Genomic DNA, 23,490 nt, shown 5'->3' with positions numbered 1-23,490 from the left:
ACCAAGCGCTAGCCGACCGAACCCCCAAACAGGCCTACCTCGACAGCAAAACCCTGCCAACTTCTTGACTCAAGACAATCGCCCACCGACAAGTCGGGACTACGTCGCCGCAACGTCTGGCGTACGGTTCACTGCCGCGATGTGCCCAACCAGAACGGCCGCGTCGCGAGCACGACGACCGCCAACACCGCAATCGGCGCCGCCAGCGGGACCCATGGCAGCTCCGGTGACAGCAGCACCGCCGCCAAAGCGATGCCCGTAAACCCCAGTGCCCCACCAACAGTAGGCACGGTGACATCGGCGGTATGCCGCAACACCAGATACGCCGCACCGGACAATCCACACAGCGCTGCCAGCACTGGACTCGCCGATGCCACCACGATCGCCGCGGCCGTCGACAACACCGCCAACGTGGCGGCTACCCGAAACACGTTGCCCAGCACCACCATCGCTACCGAAACACCACATACAACCAACGCCGCATCGTCAGCAGACAGCGCGGCGGCCGCCACCATGACGAAACCGAACCCTGTGGCCAACGCGCGATTCACCGTCGCCTCCGCACCGGTCTGCGGTGCTGGGGCACCAGCTGCATGGCCTGGTCGAGCGTGTCGTCCTCGCGCCACGCCACGATGTCCACACCGACGGTGCCCATGTCCCGATACATGAAAGAGCGCTGCAGCGCCCACATCCGCGCCACCAACGCGTCGCATCCCTCCTCGAACGGCGCACCCTGCAAGACGTCCACCGCCACAACGGTGTGGCCGCGCTTGCACAGGTCGATCAACGCCAGCGCGAACTCGGTGTCGAGCATCGTCGAGAACGCGACGACGATCGCGCCCGGGGGCACCGCGGCGCGCGGCGCCAGAGTGCCCGACGTGGTGTCGTAGCCACCGCTGACACCGAGCATCGCGTCGAGCACCCGATAGAACTGCCTTCGGCCGATGTCCGCGCTCAACCACCGCGGATGCCGGTCACCGAGCGCGACGATGCCCGCCCGGTCGCCGCTGCGCAGCGCGCTCTGCACCACCTGCACCGCGCCGCGTGCCGTGCGCTCAGTGGCCTCGGTCGCGGGACCCGCCGGCTGGGCGTAGTTGTCGATCAGCACGACCACGTCGACGGCGCGGTCGGTCAGCCTTTCGGTGACATGCAGGCTGCCCCGACGCGCGCTGACCGCCCAGTTCACCGTGCGCAGTTGATCTCCCGGCACATACCGGCGCACGTCGGCGTACTCGACACCGGGGCCGATGTGCCGGGTCAGGTGAGTGCCCAGCCGATCGAGCAACTCGGTGCGCGGGACCGCCGTCGACTGCGGCGGCGCCATCGGGAACACGAAGACGTCCGCGGCGTCGACCACCCCGGTCCCCTCGACCAGACCGCCCCGCGCCGCGACCGTCAGGTGTGCCTGCAGCGGATAACGGCCCCAGCGCTGCGCGGTCGCCACCACGGTTTGCCTTGATGTTTCCCGCGAAGCGACCTCGAGCGTCATCCCGTCGACGGAACCGCTCAGCAGCCTCACCGACTCGTTCCCGGCCTCGGCCCACATCGTGATGCGTGCCGGCTCTCCTTCGAAGCAACGGTGGACGCCGGGATCGGCGCACACTCGCGCCGTGGGAACCGCGCGCTGCCACCCGACCGAACACAGCACCCCGAGAAGCGGCGCGGCGAACGCGATGAGCTCCCAGCGCGACCCGAGCACCGCCACAGCCATGGCCACCACCGCACAGGTCAGCAGCGCCCGCGTCAGAGGTGAAGCGCGCCAGCCTAACTCGGCCACGGTGCAGCGGACCTCGATCACGGGTCGGTCCGCGGCACCGGTAGCCGCCGCAGTAGTTCGTCGACCACATCGCTGCCACGGACTCGGCGCACCCACATCTCCGGTCGCAAGGTGATCCGATGCGCGACTGCCGGAACCGCAAGCGATTTCACATCCTCGGGTACGACGTAGTCACGACCCTGCAGCAGCGCGCGGGCGCGGGCCAGCTGGACGAGATCGAGTTCGGCGCGGGGACTGGCGCCCACCGCGATCTGCGGGTGGTTTCGGGTGGCGGCAGCCAACGACACCACGTAACGCAGCACATCGTCGTGCACGGTGACCTGTTCCACCGACTCCCGCATCGCGACGAGATCGTGGGCGTCTACGACCTGAGCGACCGTCGGTTCGGCGGAGCCGCGGTCGATGCGGCGGCGCAACATCGACGCCTCTTCCTGTTCGGAGAGGTACCGCAGTTCGAGCCGGATCGTGAAGCGGTCCAGCTGAGCCTCGGGCAGCGGGTAGGTGCCCTCGTACTCGATCGGGTTGTCGGTCGCCAACACGATGAACGGGGCAGGCAACGGGTGCGTCGCGCCGTCGATGCTCACCTGGCTCTCCGCCATCGCTTCGAGCAGCGCCGCCTGTGTTTTCGGCGGTGTGCGGTTGATCTCGTCGGCGAGAAGCAGATTGGTGAAGATCGGGCCGCGACGGAATTCGAAACGGCCCGACTGCATGTCGTACACCGTCGAGCCGAGCAGATCGGCGGGCAGCAGGTCGGGGGTGAACTGCACGCGTTTGAACTCCAGTCCGAGCGCCGCCGCGAAGGACCTCGCGATCAGCGTCTTGCCGAGACCCGGCAGGTCCTCGATCAGCACGTGTCCCCCGGCCAGCACGGTCGTCAGGATCAGCGCCAGCGCATCGCGTTTGCCGACCACCACCCGCCCGATCTCGTCGAGCACCGCTTCACAGTTCGCGGTGGTGGCCGCCGCAGGCAGTCCTGTCGTCACACCCGCTCCAACCGTTGCAGGATCTCATCGAGCGTCGCCCTGCCGGGTCCGGGTTCTTCGGTCCCGCGTTTGGCGACGTTCTCGGGGTTGACCCAACCCCACAGTTCCGGGCCGAACAGCATCTCACCGGTGGCGTGGTAGGCGGATCGGTTGCGGTTGCGCCGTTGGCCGGTCGCCAACTCGAACTGCCGCGCGAGCATGGGCCTGAAGTGTCTGTCCCAGTCGGTGCGGGTGGCCTCCGCACGGCTGATCAGGGTCTCGGTGCGTGATCGCCAGCGACGCAACGACTCTGCGGCATCGTCGGAAGGTGTGTCGACGTCGCCGGTTTCGGCCTCACGGGCCAGCTGCCACCGCAGGCCGAGCAATGCCAGCGCCAGCGCGATGCCGGAAACGATCAGGATCAGCTCACGATCACGGCTGGTGACCGCGATCAGCTCCGCACCCACAACCAACAGAAACGCCGCGGCCACAAGCCTTCTCACGACGCGACCCCCGTCGTGCGCTGCGGTAGTTCGCTCAGCACCCGGTTGAGCACCTGCACCGCGGCGTCACGGTGCCGCTCGCTCATCACGTGTGGCGAAAACCTCGCCTCCTCGAACAACTCGACGAGTTCGGTGGCGCTGTCGGAGCGTAACGCCCCGCTGGCGACCGCACGCGCGAGCACCTCGGTCGGGGTGTCGTACGCCTGCGGCGCTGCGCCGGGGACCCTCGTCAGTTCGCGTTCCATCGCGGCGTAGCAGGCGATGATCGCCTCGCGCGGTTCGCGGCTCAGGTCACCGATCTCGGCGAGGCCGACCTCGGCGGCCCTGGCCAGAGATGTCGTGGTCGTCGGCACCACGGGCTCGTCCACCGCCTCGACGATGTCGGCCGAAGTCGGGGGGCGCCCCTGTCGCCGCGACGCGACCGCCGTACCGACGACGATCAGCGCCATCAACAGAAGTATCGGGGGAATCAGGTAGTTCACGACGTTGCCGTCGGCCGCGTCGTCCTCGTCCGGACGCGGTGAGACGGAGTCGTCGGGGTCGCCGCGAACGGACGTGTCGGGTGTGGCGGCCGGCGGCACCTCTTCGGTCGGCACCGGGAGCGACAGCCGGGATAGAAGTAAGACCAGGAACACCAACCCGATCAGCGCGGCCAATGCGACGAGAGTGAACCGCCACGACGGCCGGTCGCCGGGCCGTCGGTCCCGAGGCAGGCTCCCGGCCGGCGCCGGCAGTGGCCGGTTGTCCCGCATCCGCACGATGATCGCGAGACCGATGATCGCCACCGCCGCGCACAGCAACACGATGACCGCCGCCAACGCCAGCGGGTTGCTCTGGCGCTGCCCGGGCTCTTCGGCGGTCCGCTCCACGCCGGGGACGTAGCCCCGCAACGCCAAGGCCGCAAGCACCATGAGCGCGATCACCGCGATCACGCGTCGAGTCGACGTGCCGGCAGTCCCCATGGCCCTATGGTCATCCTGACACGAACGGCCGCCGGCCCGATACGTTCGACAACTATGACCATCACACTGCACGAGTCCCACGTCGCCGGGGCGATCGACCGGATGTACGCCGAAGCGCGGTATCAGATGGAGGCACTTCGGCGCGCCGACTTCGCCCGCCTGTCGGAGGCGACGCCGCAGGAGCGTGCCGACGCTCTCAGCGACTTCTATCTGCCGGTGACGCCGGAGGCCGGCAGGCTGCTGTACGCGCTGGTGCGGGCGACTAAACCCGCCACCGTAGTCGAGTTCGGCATGTCCCTCGGCCTGTCCGCGATCCACCTGGCCGCGGCGGTGCGGGACAACGGAAGGGGCCGCGTCGTCACCACTGAACTGAGCGCGGCAAAGGTCGCCGCGGCAACGAAGACGTTCGTCGACATCGGTCTCGACGACGTGATCACGGTGCTAGCCGGCGATGCGCTGCATACGCTGCAAACCCTGGCCGGCACAGTCGATTTCGTCCTTCTCGACGGCTGGAAGGAGTTGTATGTGCCGGTGCTCGAGCTGCTGGAACCGCGCCTGACGCCGGGCGCACTGGTCGTCGCGGACAACACGTCGATGGACGAACTGGTGCCGTATCTCGACTACGTTCGCGACCCGGCTAACGGCTACGTCAGCGTACCGATCCCGGCACGGGAGAGCGACAGCATGGAGATCAGTTGCCGCGCAGTCACTTAACGCGCTGCAGCCGCGCCTTGGCGTCCTTGACCGCGGCGGCGGCTTCGCGCGAGGCCTGCTTGGCCTTGTCGTAGGAGTCCTCGGCGGCGGTCAGGCCGCGCTCGGCCTCCTGCAACCGGCGTCGGGCGTCCTGGTGGCGCAGACGCGCGGCGGCCAGGTCGGACTGCAGTTCGGACAGTGCGTCGTCGGCTTCGGCCCTCGCGCGCTCGGCGGCAGCCAGTTCGGCGCGCGCCTGCTGTCGTCGCCTGCTCGCCTCCGCGGCTTTGCCGTCGCGTCCTTCGTCGCGCGGCTCCGCGGGCTCGGGTTCGCGCTTCGGCTTGCTTTTCGTTGTGGGGCTGAAAACAATTGCGGTGTCGCCGAACTCGCCGAATCCGGACCATTCCTCGGCTTTGGTCAGCCGGCCGAGCCGATCCGCGACATCGGGGTCGGCGATGGCGGCCTGCAGCGTGCCGGTGACGTCGTCGTGCAGCGCTCCCGTCGGACGCTTGAGCTCCGCCTCCTCGAACGCGGTACGGGTCAGATCGTTGACCAGCCGACGCTGTTCGGCCGACAGCTCCCGGATCCGCTCACCATCCATTGCCGCGTGTGCGTCGCGCAACCGTTCACCGAGACCCTTCAGGCGTTGCGTGACGTCCTCGTCGGCGAGCGCTAGCCGGTTGACCACCCATGCAGCGGTCGTCGGCTTCCGTGCGGCCGAGATCTGCTTGGCCGCATCGGCGTCGCCACGTTTCTTCGCCTCACCGGCGAGCTTGGTGCGCAGCGCGGTGAAGTCCTCGAGTTTGGCGGCATAAAGTTCGTCGAGCGCGTCGTCGGCCACATACTCATCCTCCCAAAGCGCACCGGACCGCATTGCCGCTCTGCCGATCCGCCGCGAACGCGCCCATGCTCGGCGATGATCATCGAATGCGAGCAGCGCCGGGTACCACGTCGCTGCGGCCGGCCGTGGTGATCGCCGCGCTCGGCGTGGTGTTCGGCGATATCGGCACCAGCCCGATCTACACGATCCAGACGGTGTTCAATCCGCGCGATCCTCATCCCGTGCCCGTCGCTCACAGCCACGTCTACGGCGTCGTATCGCTGATCTTCTGGTCGGTGATGATCATCGTGACGCTCACCTACGTGACGCTGGTGATGCGGGCCGACAACCGCGGCGAGGGCGGGATCATGGCGCTGATCACGCTGTTGCGCCGGTGGACCGGCCGGCGCGGGCGACGGGTGACGGCGACGCTGGCCGCGTTGGGTCTGTTCGGCGCCGCGCTGTTCTTCGGCGACAGCATGATCACGCCGGCGATCTCCGTGTTGTCGGCGGTCGAGGGCCTCAAAGTGATCGACCCGGAGCTGGCCGACTTCGTCGTTCCGGTCACCGCCGTGATCATCGTCGCTCTGTTCTCGGTTCAGCGCCGCGGCACCGCCACCATCGGACGGTTCTTCGGCCCGGTGATGATCCTGTGGTTCGTCGCGATCGGGCTATGCGGGGTGCGTGGCATCACCGGGCATCCGGAGATCCTCAAGGCGTTGTCGCCGACCTACGCACTGACCTTCATCACCGAACACTTCCACATCGGCTTTTTCGCGCTCGCGGCGATCGTGCTGGCGGTGACGGGTGCCGAGGCGCTCTACGCCGATATGGGCCACTTCGGCAGGCGGGCAATCACTTTCGGGTGGCTCGGGCTCGTCCTGCCCGCCTGCACGCTGAACTACTTCGGCCAGGGTGCGCTGGTGTTGGGCGACGAGTCGACGGTGGCGGCCCCGTTCTTCCTGCTGGCACCGGAGTGGGCCCGCGTCCCGATGGTGCTGTTGGCCACCGCCGCGACGGTGATCGCCTCACAGGCCGTCATCACGGGCGCGTTCTCGGTGACCTCGCAGGCCGCGCGCCTCGGATACCTGCCGCGGCTGCGCATCGAGCACACCTCGGCGTCGACCATCGGGCAGATCTACGTGCCGTGGATCAACGGCGCGCTGCTGCTGGGAGTGCTGATCCTGGTCTTCGCCTTCCGCAGTTCGGCGTCGCTGGCCTACGCGTTCGGCATGGCGGTTACGGGCACCATCACGATCACCACGACGCTGTTCTTCTATTACGCGCGCACACGGTGGCGGTGGCCGCTGTGGGTGGTGGTGCCCGGCGCGGGTGCACTGCTGGTGGTCGACCTGATGTTCTTCGGCGCCAACCTCACCAAGCTGGTGCACGGCGCGTGGTTACCGCTGACCATCGCCGTGGCGGCGTTCACGGTGATGACCACCTGGCAACGCGGGCGCGCCGTCATCACCGCAGCGCGCGAACGCGCCGAAGGACCGCTGCGTGAGTTCGTCGCGGACTTGTCGCACTGCGAACCGCCGCTGATGCGTATACCGGTCACCGCCGTGTTCCTGAACCGCAGCCAGCACACCGCGCCGCTGGCGATGCGGACCAACGTCGAACACAACCGCGTCCTGGCCGAGCATGTGCTCATCGTCTCCGTCGAGACCGAGACCGTGCCGCGCGTGCCCGACGCCGAGCGGATGACGCACGACGACCTCGGTTACACCCGAGACGGGATCGTCCACGTCGTCGCGCGGTTCGGTTACATGGAACGGCCGAACGTGCCGCGGGCGCTGGCCCTGCTCGATCCCGCGGACACCGAGGGCCCGGTCGACCTGGCCAACGCGTCCTACTTCTTGTCCAAGCTCGAAGTATTTCCCGGCGACGCCCCGACCATGGCGCCGTGGCGCAAACGACTGTTCATCGCGACGTCGCACATCACCGCCGACGCCGCAGCGCACTTCGGCCTGCCGCTGGACCGCACCGTGATCGTCGGCTCCCGCATCCAGCTGTAGCGGGTTTCAGGCCAGACCGAGCGACGCCAGCAGATCGACGGTGCGCCACCAGATCAGCGCCGCGAAGACCACGAGCGCTGCCGCGCTGGCCCCCGCCTGGACCATGTTGCGCGAGCCGCGCGGCGCATACACGTAGGCCGTCGCGATCGCGGCACCCGTGACGAGCCCCCCGAGGTGACCTTGCCAGCTGATGTTCTGCGAGCTCACCAGCGGGATGATGAACGTGAACGCCAAGTTGATCGCGATGATCGCGCCCACCCATCGCACGTCCATGTTCAACCGCTTGCCCACCACGAATATCGCCCCGAAAAGCCCGAAGATCGCGCCCGACGCTCCGGCGGTCTGCGCCACGGGCGACGACAGCAGATAGACGAGGACGGATCCACCGAGCGCGCTCAGCAGGTAAAGGGCCGAGAACCGCAACCGGCCCAGCGCCGCCTCGAGTGGCGGGCCGACCACGTAGAGGGCCCACATGTTGAGCAGGATGTGGGCCGGCCCGTAGTGCAGGAACGCCGACGTGATCAGGCGGTACAACTCTCCATCGGCCACGGCGAAGGACTGCAGCACGAGTTCGCGCTGGAAACCGGGCACCGCCATCTGCAGCACGAACATCACCACGTTCGCGGCGATCAGCACGTAAGTGACCATCGGTTTGGCCGTCGCGACGCCGCCGAACTGGGTGCGCACCTGCCGAACCTGCTGCGCGCCGGCGTTCACACATTCCACGCACTGATGCCCGACCGATGCCGCCCGCATGCACTCGGGACAGATGTAGCGGTTGCACCGTGCGCAGCGCACATAGGTCACCCGATCGGGGTGGCGGTAGCACGTCGGCGTCACCGGAGGGGTCGACATGGGTTGGGAGCCGGTCACAGCGTTCCGAACATTTCGATCCAGTTGCCGTCGGGGTCGGCGACGAACATCCAGCCCATACCCGGCACCGGCGCGAACTCGGTCAGCGGTTCGACGACGTCGTACCCGGCGGCGGCGAATTCCTCGGCGATGCCGCGCAGGTTCTTCACGCCCACCGTGAAATACCGGATCCCGGCCTGCGCCCGGCCGCCACCGGTCGTAACCGGTTGCGGCGGCGGCGACTCGTAGGTCACCAGCTTGACCACGCTGCCGCCAAGCGAGTACCGCCGCTGCGAACCGCCCGGAAACTCGATCTCGCCCTGGGGTTCGAGCTCGAGGAAGCCCTCATAGAAGGCGACCATCTCGTCTCGGTTCGTGGTGACGAGGCCGACTTCGACGCCGGGGCTCAGCAGATCCAGCTTCACAGGGACCACCTTATGTTCAGCCCTGTGTTCGACGCTCCACCCATCCGCGTTGGATAACGATTCGGTCACCATGCAGATCACGATCAATTAAAGATCGGTAGCTAATTCTCAGAGTTATCGAAGTTTCTGGTCGCACGCTTATCGAATTCCTGTGATATTGCGGTACAGATCACGCCGGTGCGGTGTAACGCCTGCATGTGGTCCGTTTCCGGGTTGCGCGGCGGCGTTTGTGCTCGTTTGCCTTGGGTACCTTGGTTTTCGGGGGCGGGGGAATCAGCGACAAACGCAATGAAGGAAAGAAACGATATGAAAATCCGTGGTATCGCCGCGCGTCGGCAGATCGCCGGCGCCTGTGCCGCCAGCCTGCTCGGCGGCCTGGCCGCAGCAACCATCGCCGCGCCGTCGGCGATGGCCGCACCGGACTGCAGCGCAAGCGCCGTGTCCGGCACCGTCAGCAATGTGACGGGTCAGGCACGTTCGTACCTGGACGCCCATCCGGGTGCCAACCAGGCCGTGACCACCGCGTTCGGCCAGCCTCGCAACGAAGCGTCGGCCACCTTGCGCGGGTACTTCAACGCCAACCCGCAGGAGTACTACGACCTGCGCGGCATCCTCGCGCCGATCGGCGACGTGCAGCGCACCTGCAACGTCCAGGCGCTGTCGCCGGAGCTGGCGTCGGCCTACGACGAGTTCATGGCCGGCTAATCCGGTCGACCTCAGATGCACAAAGCCCGTCGCCGCAGCTCCGTGCTGCGGCGACGGGTTTTTTCCTTCCCATGCCCGCTGTCCGTTTAGACTGGCTCGCATGACTTTGCCGCGACTGGCCGCCGTTGCCGCGACGGCGCTCCTCGCCCTCGGCGGGCTGGGTGTCGCGCAGGCCCAACCGGATGAGCCGCATCATCCCGATCCGGGGGCTCCCGGACCGTCCGCCGCGCCGGGCCCGTCCTCCGCACCGGGGCCGCCCCCCGCGGGGCCCCTGACCTCCATCGACAAGGACGGCACCTACCAGGTCGGCACCCAGATTCTGCCGGGTACGTACTCGTCGGCGGGCCCCGTGGACGACGGCGCCTGCTACTGGAAGCGGGTCAACAACGACCAGGTCCCCGACAACGCGCTCACCAAGAAGCCCCAGGTGGTGCGCATCGAGGCGACCGACACCGCATTCACCACGCGTGATTGCCAGCCCTGGCAGCAGACCAACGCCTCGCCGCCTCCGCAGGCCTCCCCCACCGACCTGCTCGGGCAACTGGGGTCGTTCATCGGCAAGGGCATCTTGAGCGGCGGGCCCCGCTAGCCTGGCCGGGTGGCCGACCTACACCCCGACGTCGCCGTGCTGCGCCCATTGCTCGGCGTCTGGTCCGGACGGGGCGCCGGTTCCTACCCCACGATCCAACCCTTCGGATACCACGAGCAGATCGCATTCGACCATGTCGGCAAACCGTTCTTGACGTACCGGCAGAAGACCACCGCCGACGACTGCCGGCCGCTGCACGGAGAAACGGGTTACCTGCGGGTGCCGTCGCCCGGACGCGCCGAATGGGTGCTGGCCCATCCGAACGGGATCACCGAGATCGAGGAGGGCACCCTCGTGGTCGACGGGGCAGTCATCGAGCTCGACCTGACCGCGACCTCGATCGGGCTCACCTCCACCGCGAAAAATGTTGTTGCGCTGGGTCGTTCGATCCGCGTCGACGGCGACGAGTTGGTTTACACGCTGCGGATGGCCGCGATGGGTCAGCCGCTGCAACACCACCTGGGTGCGACCCTGCACAGGGCGGCCGAATGACCGCGCCTGACGGCAGGATACGAGTGCCCGACGATCTCGACGCCGTGACCGCGGTCGGCGAGGAAGACCACTCGAACGTCGACCCCGTGGCGATCGAACGCATCTGGCAGGCCGCACGCCACTGGTATGAGGCCGGGATGCATCCCGCCATCCAGATATGCCTGCGGCACAACGGAAAGGTCGTGCTGAACCGGGCGATCGGACACGGATGGGGCAACGGTCCCACCGACCCACCCGATACCGAGAAGGTGCCCGTCACCACCGAGACACCGTTCTGCGCGTACTCGGCGGCCAAGGCGATCACGACGACGGTCGTGCACATGCTCGTCGAGCGCGGCGTCTTCTCTCTCGACGACCGCGTCTGCGAGTACCTGCCCAGCTACACCAGCCACGGCAAGCACCGCACCACGATCCGGCATGTGATGACCCACAGCGCGGGCATCCCGATCCACACCGGGCCGCGCCCGGATCTGCGGCGCATGGACGACAGCGAGTACACCCGGGAAAAGCTCGGCGAGCTCAAACCGCTGTATCGGCCGGGCCTCGTGCACATCTACCACGGACTGACCTGGGGTCCGTTGATGCGCGAGATCGTCGGCGCCGCGGCCGGACGCAACATCCGCGACATCCTGGCGACCGAGATCCTCGAACCGCTGGGTTTCCGGTGGACGAATTACGGCGTTGCGGCACAAGACGTTCCGTTGGTCGCACCCAGCCATGCCACCGGCAAGGAGCTCCCTCAGCCCGCCGCCACGGTGTTCCGCTTGGCGGTCGGCGGCTCAATGTACAAGATCATCCCGTTCTCGAACAGCCCGCAGTACCTGACCAGCGTGCTGCCCTCGTCGAACACGGTCTCCACGGCCTACGAGCTGTCGCGGTTCGCCGAATTGCTGCGACGCGGCGGCGAACTCGACGGCGTACGCATCATGGCGCCGGAGACCCTGCGCAATGCGACCGCCGAAGCCCGGCGGCTGCGCCCCGACGTCGCGGTCGGGCTGGCGCCGCTGCGCTGGGGCACCGGTTTCATGCTCGGGTCGAAGCGGTTCGGGCCGTTCGGTCGCAATGCCCCCGCCGCGTTCGGGCATACGGGCCTGACCAACATCGCGGTATGGGCGGATCCGCAGCGCAGTTTGGCCGCCGGGGTGATCAGCAGCGGCAAGCCCGGCCCCCATCGCGAGGCCAACCGGTACGGGGCCCTGCTGGACACGATCACGTCGGCGCTGCCTCGAAACTGAACTTCTGCTCGAGAAATCACCGCAGCTTGCGGCATATCTTCAGGTTCGGCGGGAAGAATCCGAGCGCACGCCGCGGTAGAAGCCGCGCCAGACGATCCACGGCATCAGCACGCGGTCGATCGACCAGCCGGGGAATCGGAACGCCTGCCCCTTGGGGGTGAACACCTCGAGCCCGTCGGCCTGCGGTCCGAGCACCGAACCCCACCGCCGGCTCGCGGGGCGGTAGGCGCGCAGCGGTTTGCCGCCGAAGTGGGCGCGGATGTTGTGGGCGAGCAGCCCGTCGGCGCGGTTGCGGGCCGAGCTTCGCAGCGGGTCGGTCGCGGCGACGTCGCCGACGGCGAATACACCGGGCGCGCCGGGCACCCGGAGTTCGGGGGTGACACGCACGAAGCCGTGTTCGTCGAGCAACTCGGGCGGCAGCCACTGCGTGTTGGGTGAGACCCGGCCGATGGCCCACAGCACCGCGTCGGCCGACGCCGCCGGCTGCCCGGTACTCCACTGCACCGGTGCGTCGGTGATCTCGTCGCACGCGAAGCCGTCCGGGAGCACCGCACGATGGCCCGCGTGCAGGCCGACGCCGAGGCCGGTCAGCTGACGGCTGATCTGCTGCCACACCCGCGGGTGGTGGTGCACAAGGGCACGCTCTGAAGGGAAATAGAGGTCGACGCGTTTGTCGGGCCACACCTTGGCGAGGTTGGCGGCGCTGCTGACCGCGGCGGCGCCACCGCCGATGACGATCACCGACCGCGCCGATCCCAGTCGCTGGTGTGCCGCACCGAGTTCGGTGGTGATCTCGTCGGCCGACTGCAGATGCGGTTGCCGCCAGAAGCCGTTGCTGACCCCGGTCGAGATCACCAGGGCGTCATAGGGTTCGGCGACAGTGCCGCCGGCGGCGGTCTCGACGAACACTTTTCTGGCCGCCCGGTCGAGCCCGGTCAGCGTGCCGTGCACGGTGCGGACGTGGTCGAGTCCGCGGAATCGGTGGAACGGAATCCAGTTGTAGCGGGCCCAGTCCTGCGGCCTGCTGATGCGCATGCCGAGTTCCTGGCCGCTGAGCAGTCCAGGTTTGGCGGAGACACCGACGACGTCGGCGTGCCGGGCGAGTTTGATCGCGGTCAGCACGCCGCTGTCGCCGAGGCCCGCGACGACCACCCGAGGACGCGTCACCGTCCGCCGATCCTGCCCAGTCGCATTCACCTCACCCTAGTCACCGGGCAGGCTGCCGACCTCCAGACCCGCGATCTCGGACTCCCCGTCGAAGATCACCCTGCCGAAATCCCTGACAACGCAGCGCAACCTGCCTGCGAGGTGTTCAAAGTCGGTGTCGACGTTGCGCCGCTCGGCGGGCAGGGGCACCGGAAGTACATGCGGATCGAGATGCGTACCGTCGCCGTGCAATTCGATCTGGTACCGAAGCGACGTCGCGCGCAGCCGCCACGTACCGTCGCCGATGTCCGAGCGCACCCAGGCCGTCGGCGGGGTCAAGCGCAGCACCTTGTTTTCGAGCCGGACGACGACGCCTGCCACATCCTGTTTGAGCGGTCCGAGCGCGAGCAGTCCACCGGAGAACGCCACCGAGACGTCGGCGTCGCCGAAGTCGTGTGCCTGACCCCACCACCACCGCTGTGGGAAGCCCGCGCCCCAGTTGCGTTCGGTGTAGAGCTTGGCGCGGTCGAACTCCCAGTGCTCACCGCCGAATTCGACGGTGCCGGTGGCGGATCCACCGAGCCGGTACGGATGCCAGTACTGGTTGAGGAACGGTATGACCGAGGCGAGCCCGCCGCCGGCCAGCGCCTTGGGCCAGCGGATCGGGTCGTCGAAACGCATGTCGACGCGCACGCCGGGAAGGTCGGCATGCAGCCGGTCGTATGTCGCGTGGAACCGTCCGTCGGAAGCGTCGAGCCGAAACGGGTCCGCGCCGGCGTGGGCGCCGTCAAACGCCGCGCTGTACACCCGCTCGCCAGGGTGCAACGCCACCGCGGTGGTCGCCCAGTCGCCGTCGGGATGCTGGTTGACGCTGAACAACGCCACCACGGCGCGTCCCGACGCGGCATCGGTCAGGCGCCAGAACCAGCCCTCCATCTCCGTGCCGTGCGAGGTCAGCGGATCGCCGAAGGGCAGATCGGCGCCGGTGCGCCGATAGACGCCTGCGATGGGCCCCGCGACGAGCCGCGTCGCGTCCCTGGTGGTGTCGAGAGCGGTCATGACCGCTACGTTGACGGTTCGGCCGCGGTGCAAACCCTCAGCCCGGCGGGTCGAGCCGAACCCGGTACATCGACGGCCAGAACTTGCCGGTCAGCAGGTATTCGTCGCCGCCGACGTGCGCGATGCCGTTGAGCACCTTCTCCCGGTCGTCGCCCTGACCGGGCCACAGCCCGGCGGCGTCGACGACGGTGTTGACCCTGCCCGTCGCCGGATCGATGCGCACGATCTCATCGGAGTGCCAGACGTTGGCCCAGACCTGGCCGTCGACGCACTCGAGCTCGTTGAGATTGCGCAGCGGCTGGTCGTCGCGGGTGACGGCCACCGAGCCGGTCTCGGCGAAGGTCGCCGGGTCGTGGAATCGCAGCCGGTCGGTGCCGTCGCTGCGGACCAGCCGGTCACCGTCGTGACACAGACCCCAGCCCTCCCCGTCGACCGCCGCCTCTCGCACTGGGGTCAGGGTGGCCCTGTCCCATTCCACCGCCACCCCGTTGCGCCACGTCAGCTCCCAGATACGGTCGCCGACGACGGTGATGCCCTCGCCGTAGTAGTTGTTCGGGGCCGGTGCCGCGCGCCGCACCGCACCGGTGGCCGGGTCGAGCTCGCGTACCTGTGATTGGCCCACGATGCCCGTGCCTTCGTAGAGGATGTTGCCGTCGAGCTCGAGGCCCTGCGTCCACGCGGTGATGTCGTGCGGAATCTCCTCGAGGACAACGGGTTCGATGACGGGCGCAGATCCCGACGGGGCGGGTGTGTCGCTCTGGGCGGGCGGCGACGAGCCGCCGCACGACACCGTCGCGACCGCGAGCAGGACCGCGGCCGCACGCCGGATCAGCGAGGCATACATAGGTCACATGCCTACCGGATGCGCGGGCGTCGTGCCGCTATATGGCTCTCAGCGGGCCAGCACCGCGTCGATCGCGCGGTAGATGCGCTGCTCGCTGACCGGGCGGGGCGTGCCCAGCTGCTGCGCCCACAGGCTGACGCGGAGTTCCTCGATCTGCCTGCCGATGTCGCGGATGTCGGCGCCGGCGGCGCGCGCGGATGACAACGCGCGCACCAGCTCGTCGTACGCGTCTTCGACCGCATGTACGCGGTCCATCCGCTCGCGGTCGGCGGCGGGCGCCTGCGGCAGCCGCTCCAGCCGCCTGCCGATGGCAAGCAGATAGCGGGTCAGGTCGGCCAGGTGCGCGGCGCCGGTGGCCGCGACGAAGCCGCGCGGCAACAACCGGTCCAGCTGTGCGCGGATGTCGGCGATCGCGTCGGCCTGCGCGGCCGAAGGCGCCGACGGCAACGCCACCTCGACGTCGTGCGCTGCCGCGAGCACCTTCTCCACGCGGGTGACGATTCCGGCCGTCGTGGCCACCAGGTCGGCGGCGACGCGCTCGCGCAGCGCGGTGAACTCCTCGCGGGTCCACGCCGGCGCGGGTGCGAGCATATCGGTTGCGGCGTCGGCGCAGTCCTCGATCAGCGCCTGCAGAGACCCGTCGGGATTGGCGCCGAGGACGAGCTTGGTGCGCGGCTGCAGTCCTCGTTCAACGGCTTTCACGGGTGACGGCGCCGCGAGGCGCAACAACCTGCGGGTGCCGGGCCCCATCGACGCCTGCTGTTCGGCCGCGGTCGGGAACACATGCAGGTCGACGGCGCCGCCCTTGTCGACCAGCGCTGGATATCCGCGCACGGTGTGGCCGCCGGCGGTCCGCTCGACAGTGCGCGGCATCTCGTCGAGATCGTCTGGCCACGTGCGCAATCCGGTGCGCTCGAGGCCGCCCGCCACCGCATCGGCGACCGCGCGCCGGACCGGCGCGGCGAGTTCATGCTGCAGCGCGTCAAGATCCTTACCCCGCGCCAATTCGGTGCCGTCGGCGCCTTCGACGGCGAAGGTGACGCGCAGGTGCGACGGCAGCTTGTCGAGGTCGAACGCGTCGACCGGCACCAGCACGCCGGTGCGGCGGTGCAGTTCACGCTGCACGGCCTCGAGCAGCGGCTCGGCTCCCGGAGTGATCGCGTCGAGCACCGCGCGCGCCGTGTCAGGTGCGGGCACGAAGTTGCGCCGCAAGTCTTTCGGCAGCGAGCGAATCAACGCGGTGACCAGCTCCTCCCGCAATGCCGGTACCTGCCAGGCGAACTCGTCGCCGCCGAGCCGGGCCAGCACCCCCACGGGCACGTGCACGGTCACACCGTCGTCCTCGGCTCCCGGCTCGAAGCGGTAGCTCAGCGGCAGCGCCAAGTCGCCCGCCCGCCACGCGTCGGGCTGGCCATCGACCGCGTCCTCGGTACGAAGCAGATCGTCGCGGGTGAACGTGAGCAGCTCCGGGGTGACGTGGCGCTGCTTTTTCCACCATGCGTCGAAGTGCCGCGCGGACACCACATCCGCCGGGATGCGTGCGTCGTAGAACGCGAAGATCTCCTCGTCGCCGACCAGCAGGTCGCGTCGGCGGGCCTTCTCCTCCAGTTCCTCGAGTTCCTCGCGCAGGCGGGCGTTGTCGCGGAAGAAGTGGTGCCGCGTCTGCCAGTCGCCCTCGACCAGCGCGTGCCGGATGAACAAGTCGCGCGCCAGGTCCGGTTCGATCTGCGAGTAGCCGACCCGGCGACGGGCAACCAGCGCCAGCCCGTAGAGCGTCACCCGCTCGAAGGCCATCACCGCCCCGCGCTGGGCGTCCCAGTGCGGTTCGCTGTAGGTGCGCTGCACGAGATCGCCCGCGATGCGCTCGACGACTTCGGGTTGGATACGGGCCCCGACGCGGCCGAACAGCCGGTTGGTTTCGACGAGATCGGCGACGACGATCCAGCGCGGCGGACGTTTCGTGAGCGCCGAACCGGGCGCGAGGACGAACTTGGAGTTGCGCGCGCCCTGGTATTCGCGGCCGTCACCGTCGCGCAGCCCGATATGCGATAGCAGGCCCGCCAGAAGCGCGGCGTGCACACTTGCGGGGTCGGCGGGTTCTCGCACGTCGCTGGACTCCGTGATCCCGAGGTCGCGCGCGATGCTGCGCAGCTGCCCGGTGAGGTCCTGCCACTCCCGGATCCGCAGATAGTGCAGAAACTCGTCTCGGCACATCCGGCGAAACGCATTGCCGGACAGCTCTTTGCGCTGCTCGCCGAGGTACCGCCACAGGTTGAGGTACGACACGAAATCGGAATGCTCGTCGGCGAATCTGGCGTGTTTCTGCCGCGCGGCGTCCTCGCGGTCGGCAGGCCGCTCCCGAGGGTCGGGGATGGACAGCGCCGCGGCCAGCACGAGGATCTCGCGCACGCAGCCCTCGGTGTCGGCCTGCAGGATCATGCGGCCCAGACGGGGGTCGACGGGAAGCTGCGCGAGCCTGCGGCCGACATCGGTGATCGCGCCGTCGGCATCGAACGCGCCGAGTTCCTGCAACAGCTGCACACCGTCGCGGATGCTGCGCCGGTCCGGCGGGTCGAGGAAAGGAAAGGTCTCGATCTCGCCCAGCCCGAGGGCCGCCATCTGCAGGATGACCGCGGCCAGGTTGGTCCGCAGGATCTCGGGCTCGGTGTAGCGCGGCCGCGCCGCGAAGTCCTCCTCCGAGTAGAGGCGGATACATACCCCCGGTGCCGTCCGTCCGGACCGCCCGGCCCGCTGCGCGGCCGACGCCTGGGAGATCGGCTCGATCGGCAGCCGCTGCACCTTGGTTCTGCGGCTGTAGCGGGAGATGCGGGCGGTGCCCGGGTCGACGACGTAGCGGATTCCGGGCACCGTGAGCGACGTCTCGGCGACGTTGGTCGCGAGCACGATGCGGCGGCCGGTGTGGCGGGGCGCGAACACCCGCTGCTGGTCGGCCGTCGGCAACCGTGCGTACAGCGGTAGCACTTCGGTCGTGGCACCGACCAATCCGCGCAGCACCTCACTGGTGTCACGGATTTCCCGCTCACCCGACAGGAACACCAGCACGTCGCCGGGCGGTTCGTTCTCCAACTCGGCAATGGCGTCGACGATCGCCTCGGTCTGGTCGCGGGTCTGCGTGCGCACCACCTCGTGGTCGGGATCGTCGGGGTCATCGCTCTCGTCGACCGGGGCGGCGACTTCCAAAGGGCGGTAACGTATGTCGACCGGATAGGTGCGCCCTGACACCTCGACGATCGGCGCACCGCCGAAGTGGGCCGCGAAGCGCTCCGGTTCGATCGTCGCGGAGGTCACGATCAGCTTGAGGTCGGGCCGCCGAGGCAGAAGCCCCCGAAGGTATCCGAGTAGGAAGTCGATGTTGAGGCTGCGCTCATGGGCCTCGTCGAGGATCAGGGTGTCGTAGCGCAGCAACCGGCGGTCACGCTGGATCTCGGCGAGCAGGATGCCGTCGGTCATCAGCTTGACCAGGGTGCGGTCACTGGCCTGGTCGGTGAAGCGCACCGTGTAGCCGATCGTGTCGCCGAGTGGGCTGCCCACCTCGTCGGCGATGCGCTGGGCGACGGTGCGGGCGGCAAGGCGTCGCGGTTGGGTGTGCCCGATCGTGCCGCGCACACCGCGGCCGATGTCGAGGCAGATCTTCGGCAGCTGGGTCGTCTTCCCCGAACCGGTTTCGCCGGCGACGATCACCACCTGGTGTTCGGTGATCGCCTTGGCGATCTCGTCGCGGCGTTCACTGACCGGAAGCAGGGGATAGGAGATCGTCGGCACCGCGGCGGCGCGGGTCGCCACGACCGCTTCCGCGGCGGCGATCTGCTCGGCGATTTTGGCGAGCTTCTCCGGAGGCGCGCCGCGCATTTGACGCAGGCGCCTGCCGAAGCGGGCCGCGTCGCGGATGGTCAGCCCGTCGAGGCGCTTGCGAAGCTCAGCGACAGACGGGCCGGACACTCCGGCCAGGATAGGCGGCCGGTCAGGGCGTCGGCAGGTCGGCGTCGCTGTCGGCGCTCGACGGGGTGCCCGTCCAGTTGGCCAACAGGCGAAGGGCGGTCTCCGATGGCGAGCCGGGATCGGCGGTGTAGATGCACAACGTCTGGTCCGGGTCGCCGAGCACGGCGACGCTCTCGTAGTTGAGCGTCAGGTCACCCACCAACGGGTGGTGGTAGCGCTTGATCCCGTGCGTGCGTTCGCGGACGTTGTGGTCGGCCCACCACCGGCGGAACTCGTCGCTCTTGACGGCGAGTTCGCCGACCAGTTCGGTCAGCAGCGGATCGTCGGGATGCCTACCTGCGTCCAGGCGCAGGATCGCGACGTTGTCGCGGGCCACCTCTTCCCAGTCGGTGTAGAGCTCGCGGGCGGATTCGTCGAGGAAGGTGAACCGCAACAGGTTTCGCTCGCGCGGGGGCAGGGCCTCGAAGTCGCCGATCAATGCCCGTGCCAGCCGGTTGGCCGCCAACATGTCCATCCGACGGCCGAATACGAAGGCCGGTGTCACGTCGTCGAGCGTCTCGAGCACCCGGCGGATGCCCGGCCGGACCCGCTGCACGGGGGCGGGGCGCCGACGGGTGCGGCGCGTGTTCACCCGCGCGATCTGGAACAGGTAGGCCCGCTCGACGTCGTCGAGCCGCAACGCGCGTGCCACGGCGTCGAGTACCTCGTCGGAGACGTTGAGGTGGCGACCCTGTTCGAGGCGGCTGTAGTAGTCCACGCTCACACCGGCCAACTGCGCGACCTCCTCGCGGCGCAGGCCCGGCACCCGTCGCACCCTGCTGGTCCCGCCGATCTCCACGTCCTCGACGCGCAGACGTGCGCGGCGCGTCCGCAGGAACTCCTTGAGCTCGGCGTTGTGGTCCATGCATCCAGTGTGGCTGCAGCGGCGGCGCCGGGCCGCGCCAAACGTGGGTCTGCCAGACCTAGGTACGCCGAACCGGGGTATAGCGGGGCTCGTTTTGGCCGCTCAGAGGGCCGCCCGCGGTTGTTGTCTCGAGTGTGCGGCACTACCGCCGCCGCCGAACGGAGGAAAGGTCCACAGATGACAACCGCAATCCAGAACCCAGCCGAGACCACCGCCCCGCTGTCCGGCCGCGTCGCCGTCGTCACCGGCGCATCGAGCGGCATCGGCGAGGCCACCGCCAAGCGCCTGGCCGCGTCCGGCGCGAAGGTCGCCCTGCTGGCCCGCCGGGCCGACCGGCTCGAGAAGCTGGCCTCCGAGATCGCCGAAGCGGGTGGCACCGCGCTGGCCCTGGCCGTCGACGTCACCGACGCCGCGAAGGTACAGGCGGCCGCCGAGCGGGTGGCCGACGAACTCGGCACGGTCGATGTGCTGTTCAACAACGCCGGGGTCATGTTGCCCGCGCCGATCGACGAACAGCGCTTCGACCAGTGGCAGCAGCAGATCGACCTCAACGTCGCCGGGCTGATGAACGCGATCGGCGCGTTCGTTCCCCAGCTGGTGAAGTCGGCCGAAGACAAGGGTGTCGCTGACCTGATCAACACCTCGTCCATCGGCGCGCAGAACATCTTCCCGAACTTCGCGGTGTACTCGGGCACGAAGGCGTTCGTGACACACATGTCGCGCACGCTGCGCGCCGAACTCGGTGCCAAGAACGTGCGGGTCTCGGCCATCGAGCCCGGCATCGTCGAAACCGAGTTGCAGAACCACGTCACCGATGCCGGTGCCACGGAGTGGTTGGACGGCACCCGCGACCAGATCGAATGGCTGGAACCCGCCGACGTCGCCGCGGCGATCGACTTCCTCGTCGCGCAGCCGGCACGGGTGAACGTGCAACAGCTGACGATCATGCCGACGCGTCAGGCGTCGTGACGCAACCGGCACGGTACGGTCCTAGCCGGGCCGCACCGTGCCGCTGCGCCCGGACGTCGCGTACGCGTCACGGGCGGAATCGATTTCGTCGCACAGACGCTCGGCGTCGGTGTACAGCCCACCGAAGATCGCCCACTGGGTGGGGCGGTCGAGTTCCCGGTTGGCGACGTGCGTGGTCAGTTCGTCGAACGCCGCCCGGCACCGGCGGGCCTCCTCGGCCAGGGGTTGTCCGCCGAAGTCGGCGACGGTGTGCATCGACCCCGCAGCTGCGACGGCATCCCGCACGGCCGCCAGCAGCGTGCCGTAGCGGCGGAGGAACTCGTCGTGGTGTGCGCTCGACTCTTCCCGCGCGATGGCACGGACCACCCCCGTGGCCACCCAACGCAACTCTTCGCCGATCCGCTCGAGCGCATTGACGGTGACCCGGTGACCCGCCACTGCGGTATCGGTGTGGACCAGCAGCCGGCGCACATTGAGCTTCGTGGTGCGCACGGCATGGTCGAGGGTGTGGCGGGCCTGCGCCGCCTTGTTCGGCAAGGTGTCGGCGCGCCACTGCCAGTCCCGCGCGACCTCATCGCTCACCTCGTCGTCGTCCACCAACCCCTCGGCCATATCCGCAAGCAGCTCGACCATCGACACGCTGACCGATTCCACGGCGTGCCGGGCGCTGCGATAACGCAGCGGCGGCGCGACCACCAACGTCACCACGAGCGCCACCGAGGCGCCGAGCAGAACCATCCCCGCGATCGACGGAAGGGGACTGCCGCCCGAGGCGTCACCGGAGGGCAACGCGAAGGTGCCGTAGGCGAAGATCGCCGCCACCGCGACATTGATGCCCTGACTGCCCAGCCGGCGCCACCGCCCGATCACCAGCGCGACGATGAGCATGGCGGGGAACAGCCACACCACCACACCCCACAGCCATACCGCCGCGCCAGCCAGGCCGATGCCGGTGATCATCGCGGCCGTGTAGCGAACGGCCTTCGCGATCGAGTCCGCGATCGTGATCTCGACAAGCATCAGGGCCGAGAATGCCGCGAAGGTGGCGTGCGAGGAATCGAACACTCTCGTCGCCACGAGCCACGCGATCGTGCACGCGATGACGGCCTTCAGCAAGGCCAGTGCGGTCTCGCGATCGAGCCGCACGTGATGGAACGCGTGCCGGGCTCGGGATAGCAGACTGCCCACCACGTGGTCAGGCCTTCCCGCTGCCGGGGGGCGTAAACCGTCAGGGCTTGTCGGGCGCCCAGTGGTCGAGCATCTCGGCGAACGTCTCGAAGGCCGGGGTGGACACGCCGTAGGTGGCCTCGAGGTGGATGCTCAGCGGGAATCCGAGGTCGCCGACACCGTCGATGACGCGTTTGTACAAATCGAGCATCAGTTTGCGCTTCTCCGCCGGCTCCGTGGAGGCGAGCTTCTTGACGAACTCCTGCTCGGCGGCGACGGCGGCGTTACCCGGATCCTGGATCAGCCAGTTGATCAGGCCGACCTTGCTCTCCAGCTTGGGCACGAACCCGAACGACAGCAGGATCTCGGGCCGGTGATCGGTCTGCTCGGTGAAGTCGCGCAGGAACCCGACGATCGCGTCGGAGTACAGCAACTGGGTCATGCCGTAGGTGGCGCCCTGATCGCACTTGAACCGGAACCGGCCCTGCTCACCGTCGCGCGTTGGGATGAGAATCGCCCCGCGGTTGGGCACCACGTCGGAGTAGATCGACAGCGCGTCGGTCGGGGCGACGCCGGTGCCCTCGCCGTCGCTCATCGTGCGCGGCACCCCGACGAACGCAATGCCGTCGAACCCGGCGCTGGACAGATCGGTCAGCCGCCGACGCAACGTCGTTTCGTCCATGAACGCGGTGACCTGGGTGCACAGCCCGTTCATCCCGGACAGCTCGGGGGTGATGATCGCCCAGAAGTCGAGCACATCCATCTTGGGCTTCATCTCGATCGGACGGTCGTCGTCCTCCTCGATCATGCCGGGAATCATCACGTGCTTGATGCGGCCGTCGAGCCCGGTTTCCGCGGAGCATCGCAGCACTTTCTGCGCATCCTCCAACGCCTGCTCATGCCCACGCTCGACGTTCGGCGGCACGAGTTCGAGCGCGATGGTGTTCAGCGTCACCGGGCTGCTCCTCATCCGACGGTTGGTTCCCATGCGCGGCAGGTCCTCGCTGACCGATTTCTTTCGACCCCGCGCCTTATCCCGGGAGCCTCACCATACAGACAGCACCGTTGGGACCCGTTCCGGCTCCGCAGCTCGAGGGCTCGCAGCCGATTCCCAGCGTTTGATCACCTGAATGCCGACTGCGGTTGGTACCAACGGAGCCATGACACCCGGACGACAATGCCTGGACACCGCGGAAGGTGTTCTCATCGCGCTTCGCCACTGCACGGTCGACGAGGCGTTCCGCGAGATGATTCGCGCGGCGCAACAGCATCAGGTGCCGCTGTTCACGCTTGCCGACGCGCTCGTCACCGCCGCGGGCGGTAAGGCGGAATGCCCGAACGCGGCGGCGCGAACCGCGGTGCTCGCCGAATGGGGTGCGCTGCTGCAGACGACGGCTCCGCTGTGAATCCG

General features: G+C 68.5%; 23 protein-coding genes. 8 read left to right on the top strand and 15 right to left on the bottom strand.

The features are described 5' to 3' along the window. Positions 1-128 precede the first annotated feature (128 nt). Genes A5759_RS25210 through A5759_RS25190 form a run of 5 tightly spaced genes read right to left on the bottom strand, consistent with a single transcriptional unit; the run spans position 129 to position 4,204 of the window. Positions 129-551, bottom strand: coding sequence for a hypothetical protein (locus A5759_RS25210; protein ID WP_156617025.1), 423 nt, complete (start codon positions 549-551; stop codon positions 129-131). Continuing rightward, entirely contained in the window at positions 548-1,798 is a 1,251-nt protein-coding gene (locus tag A5759_RS25205) for a DUF58 domain-containing protein (RefSeq protein ID WP_068202160.1), read from the bottom strand. The genes A5759_RS25210 and A5759_RS25205 overlap by 4 nt, the downstream gene beginning before the upstream one ends. Continuing rightward, on the bottom strand, positions 1,795-2,748 hold the full coding sequence (locus A5759_RS25200) for a MoxR family ATPase (protein WP_068202188.1): 954 nt from the start codon (positions 2,746-2,748) through the stop codon (positions 1,795-1,797). Before A5759_RS25200 ends, A5759_RS25205 begins: the two co-directional genes overlap by 4 nt. 8 nt (positions 2,749-2,756) lie before the next feature. Next, entirely contained in the window at positions 2,757-3,242 is a 486-nt protein-coding gene (locus A5759_RS25195; protein ID WP_068202156.1) for a hypothetical protein, read from the bottom strand. Beyond that, positions 3,239-4,204, bottom strand: a complete 966-nt coding sequence (locus A5759_RS25190) for a DUF4129 domain-containing protein (protein ID WP_068202154.1) — start codon at positions 4,202-4,204, stop codon at positions 3,239-3,241. The genes A5759_RS25195 and A5759_RS25190 overlap by 4 nt, the downstream gene beginning before the upstream one ends. A 54-nt stretch (positions 4,205-4,258) precedes the next feature. Between A5759_RS25190 and A5759_RS25185 the strand changes: the two genes are divergently transcribed. Continuing rightward, positions 4,259-4,918 carry an O-methyltransferase gene (locus tag A5759_RS25185; protein ID WP_066846479.1) on the top strand — a complete coding sequence of 220 codons (660 nt, stop codon included), beginning with the start codon at positions 4,259-4,261 and terminating at the stop codon, positions 4,916-4,918. Here A5759_RS25185 and A5759_RS25180 read toward each other — a convergent pair. After that, entirely contained in the window at positions 4,911-5,735 is an 825-nt protein-coding gene (locus tag A5759_RS25180; protein WP_231984742.1) for a hypothetical protein, read from the bottom strand. The two genes, A5759_RS25185 and A5759_RS25180, sit on opposite strands and share 8 nt — an antisense overlap. 86 nt (positions 5,736-5,821) lie before the next feature. Between A5759_RS25180 and A5759_RS25175 the strand changes: the two genes are divergently transcribed. Further along, positions 5,822-7,732 (top strand): potassium transporter Kup, encoded by a 1,911-nt coding sequence (locus A5759_RS25175; protein WP_082962283.1) that lies wholly within the window; start codon positions 5,822-5,824, stop codon positions 7,730-7,732. A 6-nt stretch (positions 7,733-7,738) separates the two neighbouring features. Here A5759_RS25175 and A5759_RS25170 read toward each other — a convergent pair whose 3' ends face one another. Both A5759_RS25170 and A5759_RS25165 read right to left on the bottom strand, forming a co-directional pair. Then, complete coding sequence (locus A5759_RS25170) at positions 7,739-8,587, bottom strand: rhomboid family intramembrane serine protease (RefSeq protein WP_064395911.1); 849 nt, start codon at positions 8,585-8,587, stop codon at positions 7,739-7,741. Positions 8,588-8,601: 14 nt separating this feature from the next. After that, on the bottom strand, positions 8,602-9,009 hold the full coding sequence (locus tag A5759_RS25165; RefSeq protein WP_231984741.1) for a VOC family protein: 408 nt from the start codon (positions 9,007-9,009) through the stop codon (positions 8,602-8,604). A gap of 306 nt (positions 9,010-9,315) precedes the next feature. Here A5759_RS25165 and A5759_RS25160 point away from each other — a divergent pair, with 306 nt between their 5' ends. From A5759_RS25160 to lipE, 4 genes are all read left to right on the top strand, one after another. Beyond that, a complete protein-coding gene (locus tag A5759_RS25160) occupies positions 9,316-9,714 on the top strand; it encodes a heme-binding protein (RefSeq protein ID WP_064395909.1) in 399 nt (132 codons plus the stop codon). 100 nt (positions 9,715-9,814) lie between these two features. Next, positions 9,815-10,303 carry a hypothetical protein gene (locus A5759_RS25155; protein ID WP_094292756.1) on the top strand — a complete coding sequence of 163 codons (489 nt, stop codon included), beginning with the start codon at positions 9,815-9,817 and terminating at the stop codon, positions 10,301-10,303. Between the two features lie 9 nt (positions 10,304-10,312). Next, a complete protein-coding gene (locus A5759_RS25150) occupies positions 10,313-10,795 on the top strand; it encodes a peroxynitrite isomerase (protein WP_068202150.1) in 483 nt (160 codons plus the stop codon). Further along, positions 10,792-12,030 carry a lipase LipE gene (lipE, locus tag A5759_RS25145; protein WP_066810886.1) on the top strand — a complete coding sequence of 413 codons (1,239 nt, stop codon included), beginning with the start codon at positions 10,792-10,794 and terminating at the stop codon, positions 12,028-12,030. The genes A5759_RS25150 and lipE overlap by 4 nt, the downstream gene beginning before the upstream one ends. A gap of 39 nt (positions 12,031-12,069) precedes the next feature. Here the strand turns inward: lipE and A5759_RS25140 are convergent, their stop codons facing one another. From A5759_RS25140 to A5759_RS25120, 5 genes are read right to left on the bottom strand one after another with little or no spacing between them, the layout of a single operon-like run. Then, positions 12,070-13,197 carry an FAD-dependent oxidoreductase gene (locus A5759_RS25140; protein WP_068202148.1) on the bottom strand — a complete coding sequence of 376 codons (1,128 nt, stop codon included), beginning with the start codon at positions 13,195-13,197 and terminating at the stop codon, positions 12,070-12,072. A gap of 36 nt (positions 13,198-13,233) precedes the next feature. Then, positions 13,234-14,235, bottom strand: a complete 1,002-nt coding sequence (locus tag A5759_RS25135; protein WP_082962278.1) for a tocopherol cyclase family protein — start codon at positions 14,233-14,235, stop codon at positions 13,234-13,236. A gap of 37 nt (positions 14,236-14,272) precedes the next feature. Next, entirely contained in the window at positions 14,273-15,079 is an 807-nt protein-coding gene (locus A5759_RS25130; RefSeq protein ID WP_082693565.1) for a glutaminyl-peptide cyclotransferase, read from the bottom strand. Between the two features lie 48 nt (positions 15,080-15,127). Next, positions 15,128-19,039, bottom strand: a complete 3,912-nt coding sequence (hrpA, locus tag A5759_RS25125; RefSeq protein WP_068202146.1) for an ATP-dependent RNA helicase HrpA — start codon at positions 19,037-19,039, stop codon at positions 15,128-15,130. A gap of 22 nt (positions 19,040-19,061) precedes the next feature. Next, positions 19,062-19,943 carry a helix-turn-helix transcriptional regulator gene (locus tag A5759_RS25120; protein WP_068202144.1) on the bottom strand — a complete coding sequence of 294 codons (882 nt, stop codon included), beginning with the start codon at positions 19,941-19,943 and terminating at the stop codon, positions 19,062-19,064. Between the two features lie 177 nt (positions 19,944-20,120). Here A5759_RS25120 and A5759_RS25115 point away from each other — a divergent pair, with 177 nt between their 5' ends. Further along, positions 20,121-20,912: an SDR family oxidoreductase gene (locus tag A5759_RS25115; protein ID WP_068202140.1), complete on the top strand. Its 792-nt coding sequence runs from the start codon at positions 20,121-20,123 to the stop codon at positions 20,910-20,912. A 21-nt stretch (positions 20,913-20,933) separates the two neighbouring features. Here A5759_RS25115 and A5759_RS25110 read toward each other — a convergent pair whose 3' ends face one another. Both A5759_RS25110 and A5759_RS25105 read right to left on the bottom strand, forming a co-directional pair. Then, positions 20,934-22,058: an aromatic acid exporter family protein gene (locus A5759_RS25110; protein ID WP_068202138.1), complete on the bottom strand. Its 1,125-nt coding sequence runs from the start codon at positions 22,056-22,058 to the stop codon at positions 20,934-20,936. A gap of 82 nt (positions 22,059-22,140) precedes the next feature. Continuing rightward, on the bottom strand, positions 22,141-23,034 hold the full coding sequence (locus A5759_RS25105) for a mycobacterial-type methylenetetrahydrofolate reductase (protein ID WP_068202185.1): 894 nt from the start codon (positions 23,032-23,034) through the stop codon (positions 22,141-22,143). A gap of 205 nt (positions 23,035-23,239) precedes the next feature. Here A5759_RS25105 and A5759_RS25100 point away from each other — a divergent pair, with 205 nt between their 5' ends. Further along, positions 23,240-23,485, top strand: a complete 246-nt coding sequence (locus A5759_RS25100) for an ANTAR domain-containing protein (protein WP_231984740.1) — start codon at positions 23,240-23,242, stop codon at positions 23,483-23,485. Positions 23,486-23,490: the final 5 nt, after the last annotated feature.

Origin of the sequence: Mycobacterium sp. 852014-52144_SCH5372336 (assembly GCF_001665615.1) — a bacterium.
In the GTDB taxonomy this organism is placed as follows: Bacteria; Actinomycetota; Actinomycetes; order Mycobacteriales; family Mycobacteriaceae; genus Mycobacterium; species Mycobacterium neumannii_A.
Note: the sequence above shows the minus strand (reverse complement) of the source record. Positions and strands in the feature narration are given on the sequence as shown.

Excerpts from the sequence above, each read along its gene's own strand:
- A5759_RS25115 (WP_068202140.1), top strand. The coding sequence starts at position 20,121 with ATGACAACCGCAATCCAGAACCCAGCCGAGACCACCGCCCCGCTGTCC.
- A5759_RS25155 (WP_094292756.1), top strand. The coding sequence starts at position 9,815 with ATGACTTTGCCGCGACTGGCCGCCGTTGCCGCGACGGCGCTCCTCGCC.
- A5759_RS25135 (WP_082962278.1), bottom strand. The coding sequence starts at position 14,235 with ATGACCGCTCTCGACACCACCAGGGACGCGACGCGGCTCGTCGCGGGG.
- A5759_RS25170 (WP_064395911.1), bottom strand. The coding sequence starts at position 8,587 with ATGTCGACCCCTCCGGTGACGCCGACGTGCTACCGCCACCCCGATCGG.
- lipE (WP_066810886.1), top strand. The coding sequence starts at position 10,792 with ATGACCGCGCCTGACGGCAGGATACGAGTGCCCGACGATCTCGACGCC.
- A5759_RS25160 (WP_064395909.1), top strand. The coding sequence starts at position 9,316 with ATGAAAATCCGTGGTATCGCCGCGCGTCGGCAGATCGCCGGCGCCTGT.
- A5759_RS25120 (WP_068202144.1), bottom strand. The coding sequence starts at position 19,943 with ATGGACCACAACGCCGAGCTCAAGGAGTTCCTGCGGACGCGCCGCGCA.
- A5759_RS25130 (WP_082693565.1), bottom strand. The coding sequence starts at position 15,079 with ATGTATGCCTCGCTGATCCGGCGTGCGGCCGCGGTCCTGCTCGCGGTC.
- A5759_RS25100 (WP_231984740.1), top strand. The coding sequence starts at position 23,240 with ATGACACCCGGACGACAATGCCTGGACACCGCGGAAGGTGTTCTCATC.
- A5759_RS25175 (WP_082962283.1), top strand. The coding sequence starts at position 5,822 with ATGCGAGCAGCGCCGGGTACCACGTCGCTGCGGCCGGCCGTGGTGATC.
- A5759_RS25190 (WP_068202154.1), bottom strand. The coding sequence starts at position 4,204 with ATGGGGACTGCCGGCACGTCGACTCGACGCGTGATCGCGGTGATCGCG.
- A5759_RS25185 (WP_066846479.1), top strand. The coding sequence starts at position 4,259 with ATGACCATCACACTGCACGAGTCCCACGTCGCCGGGGCGATCGACCGG.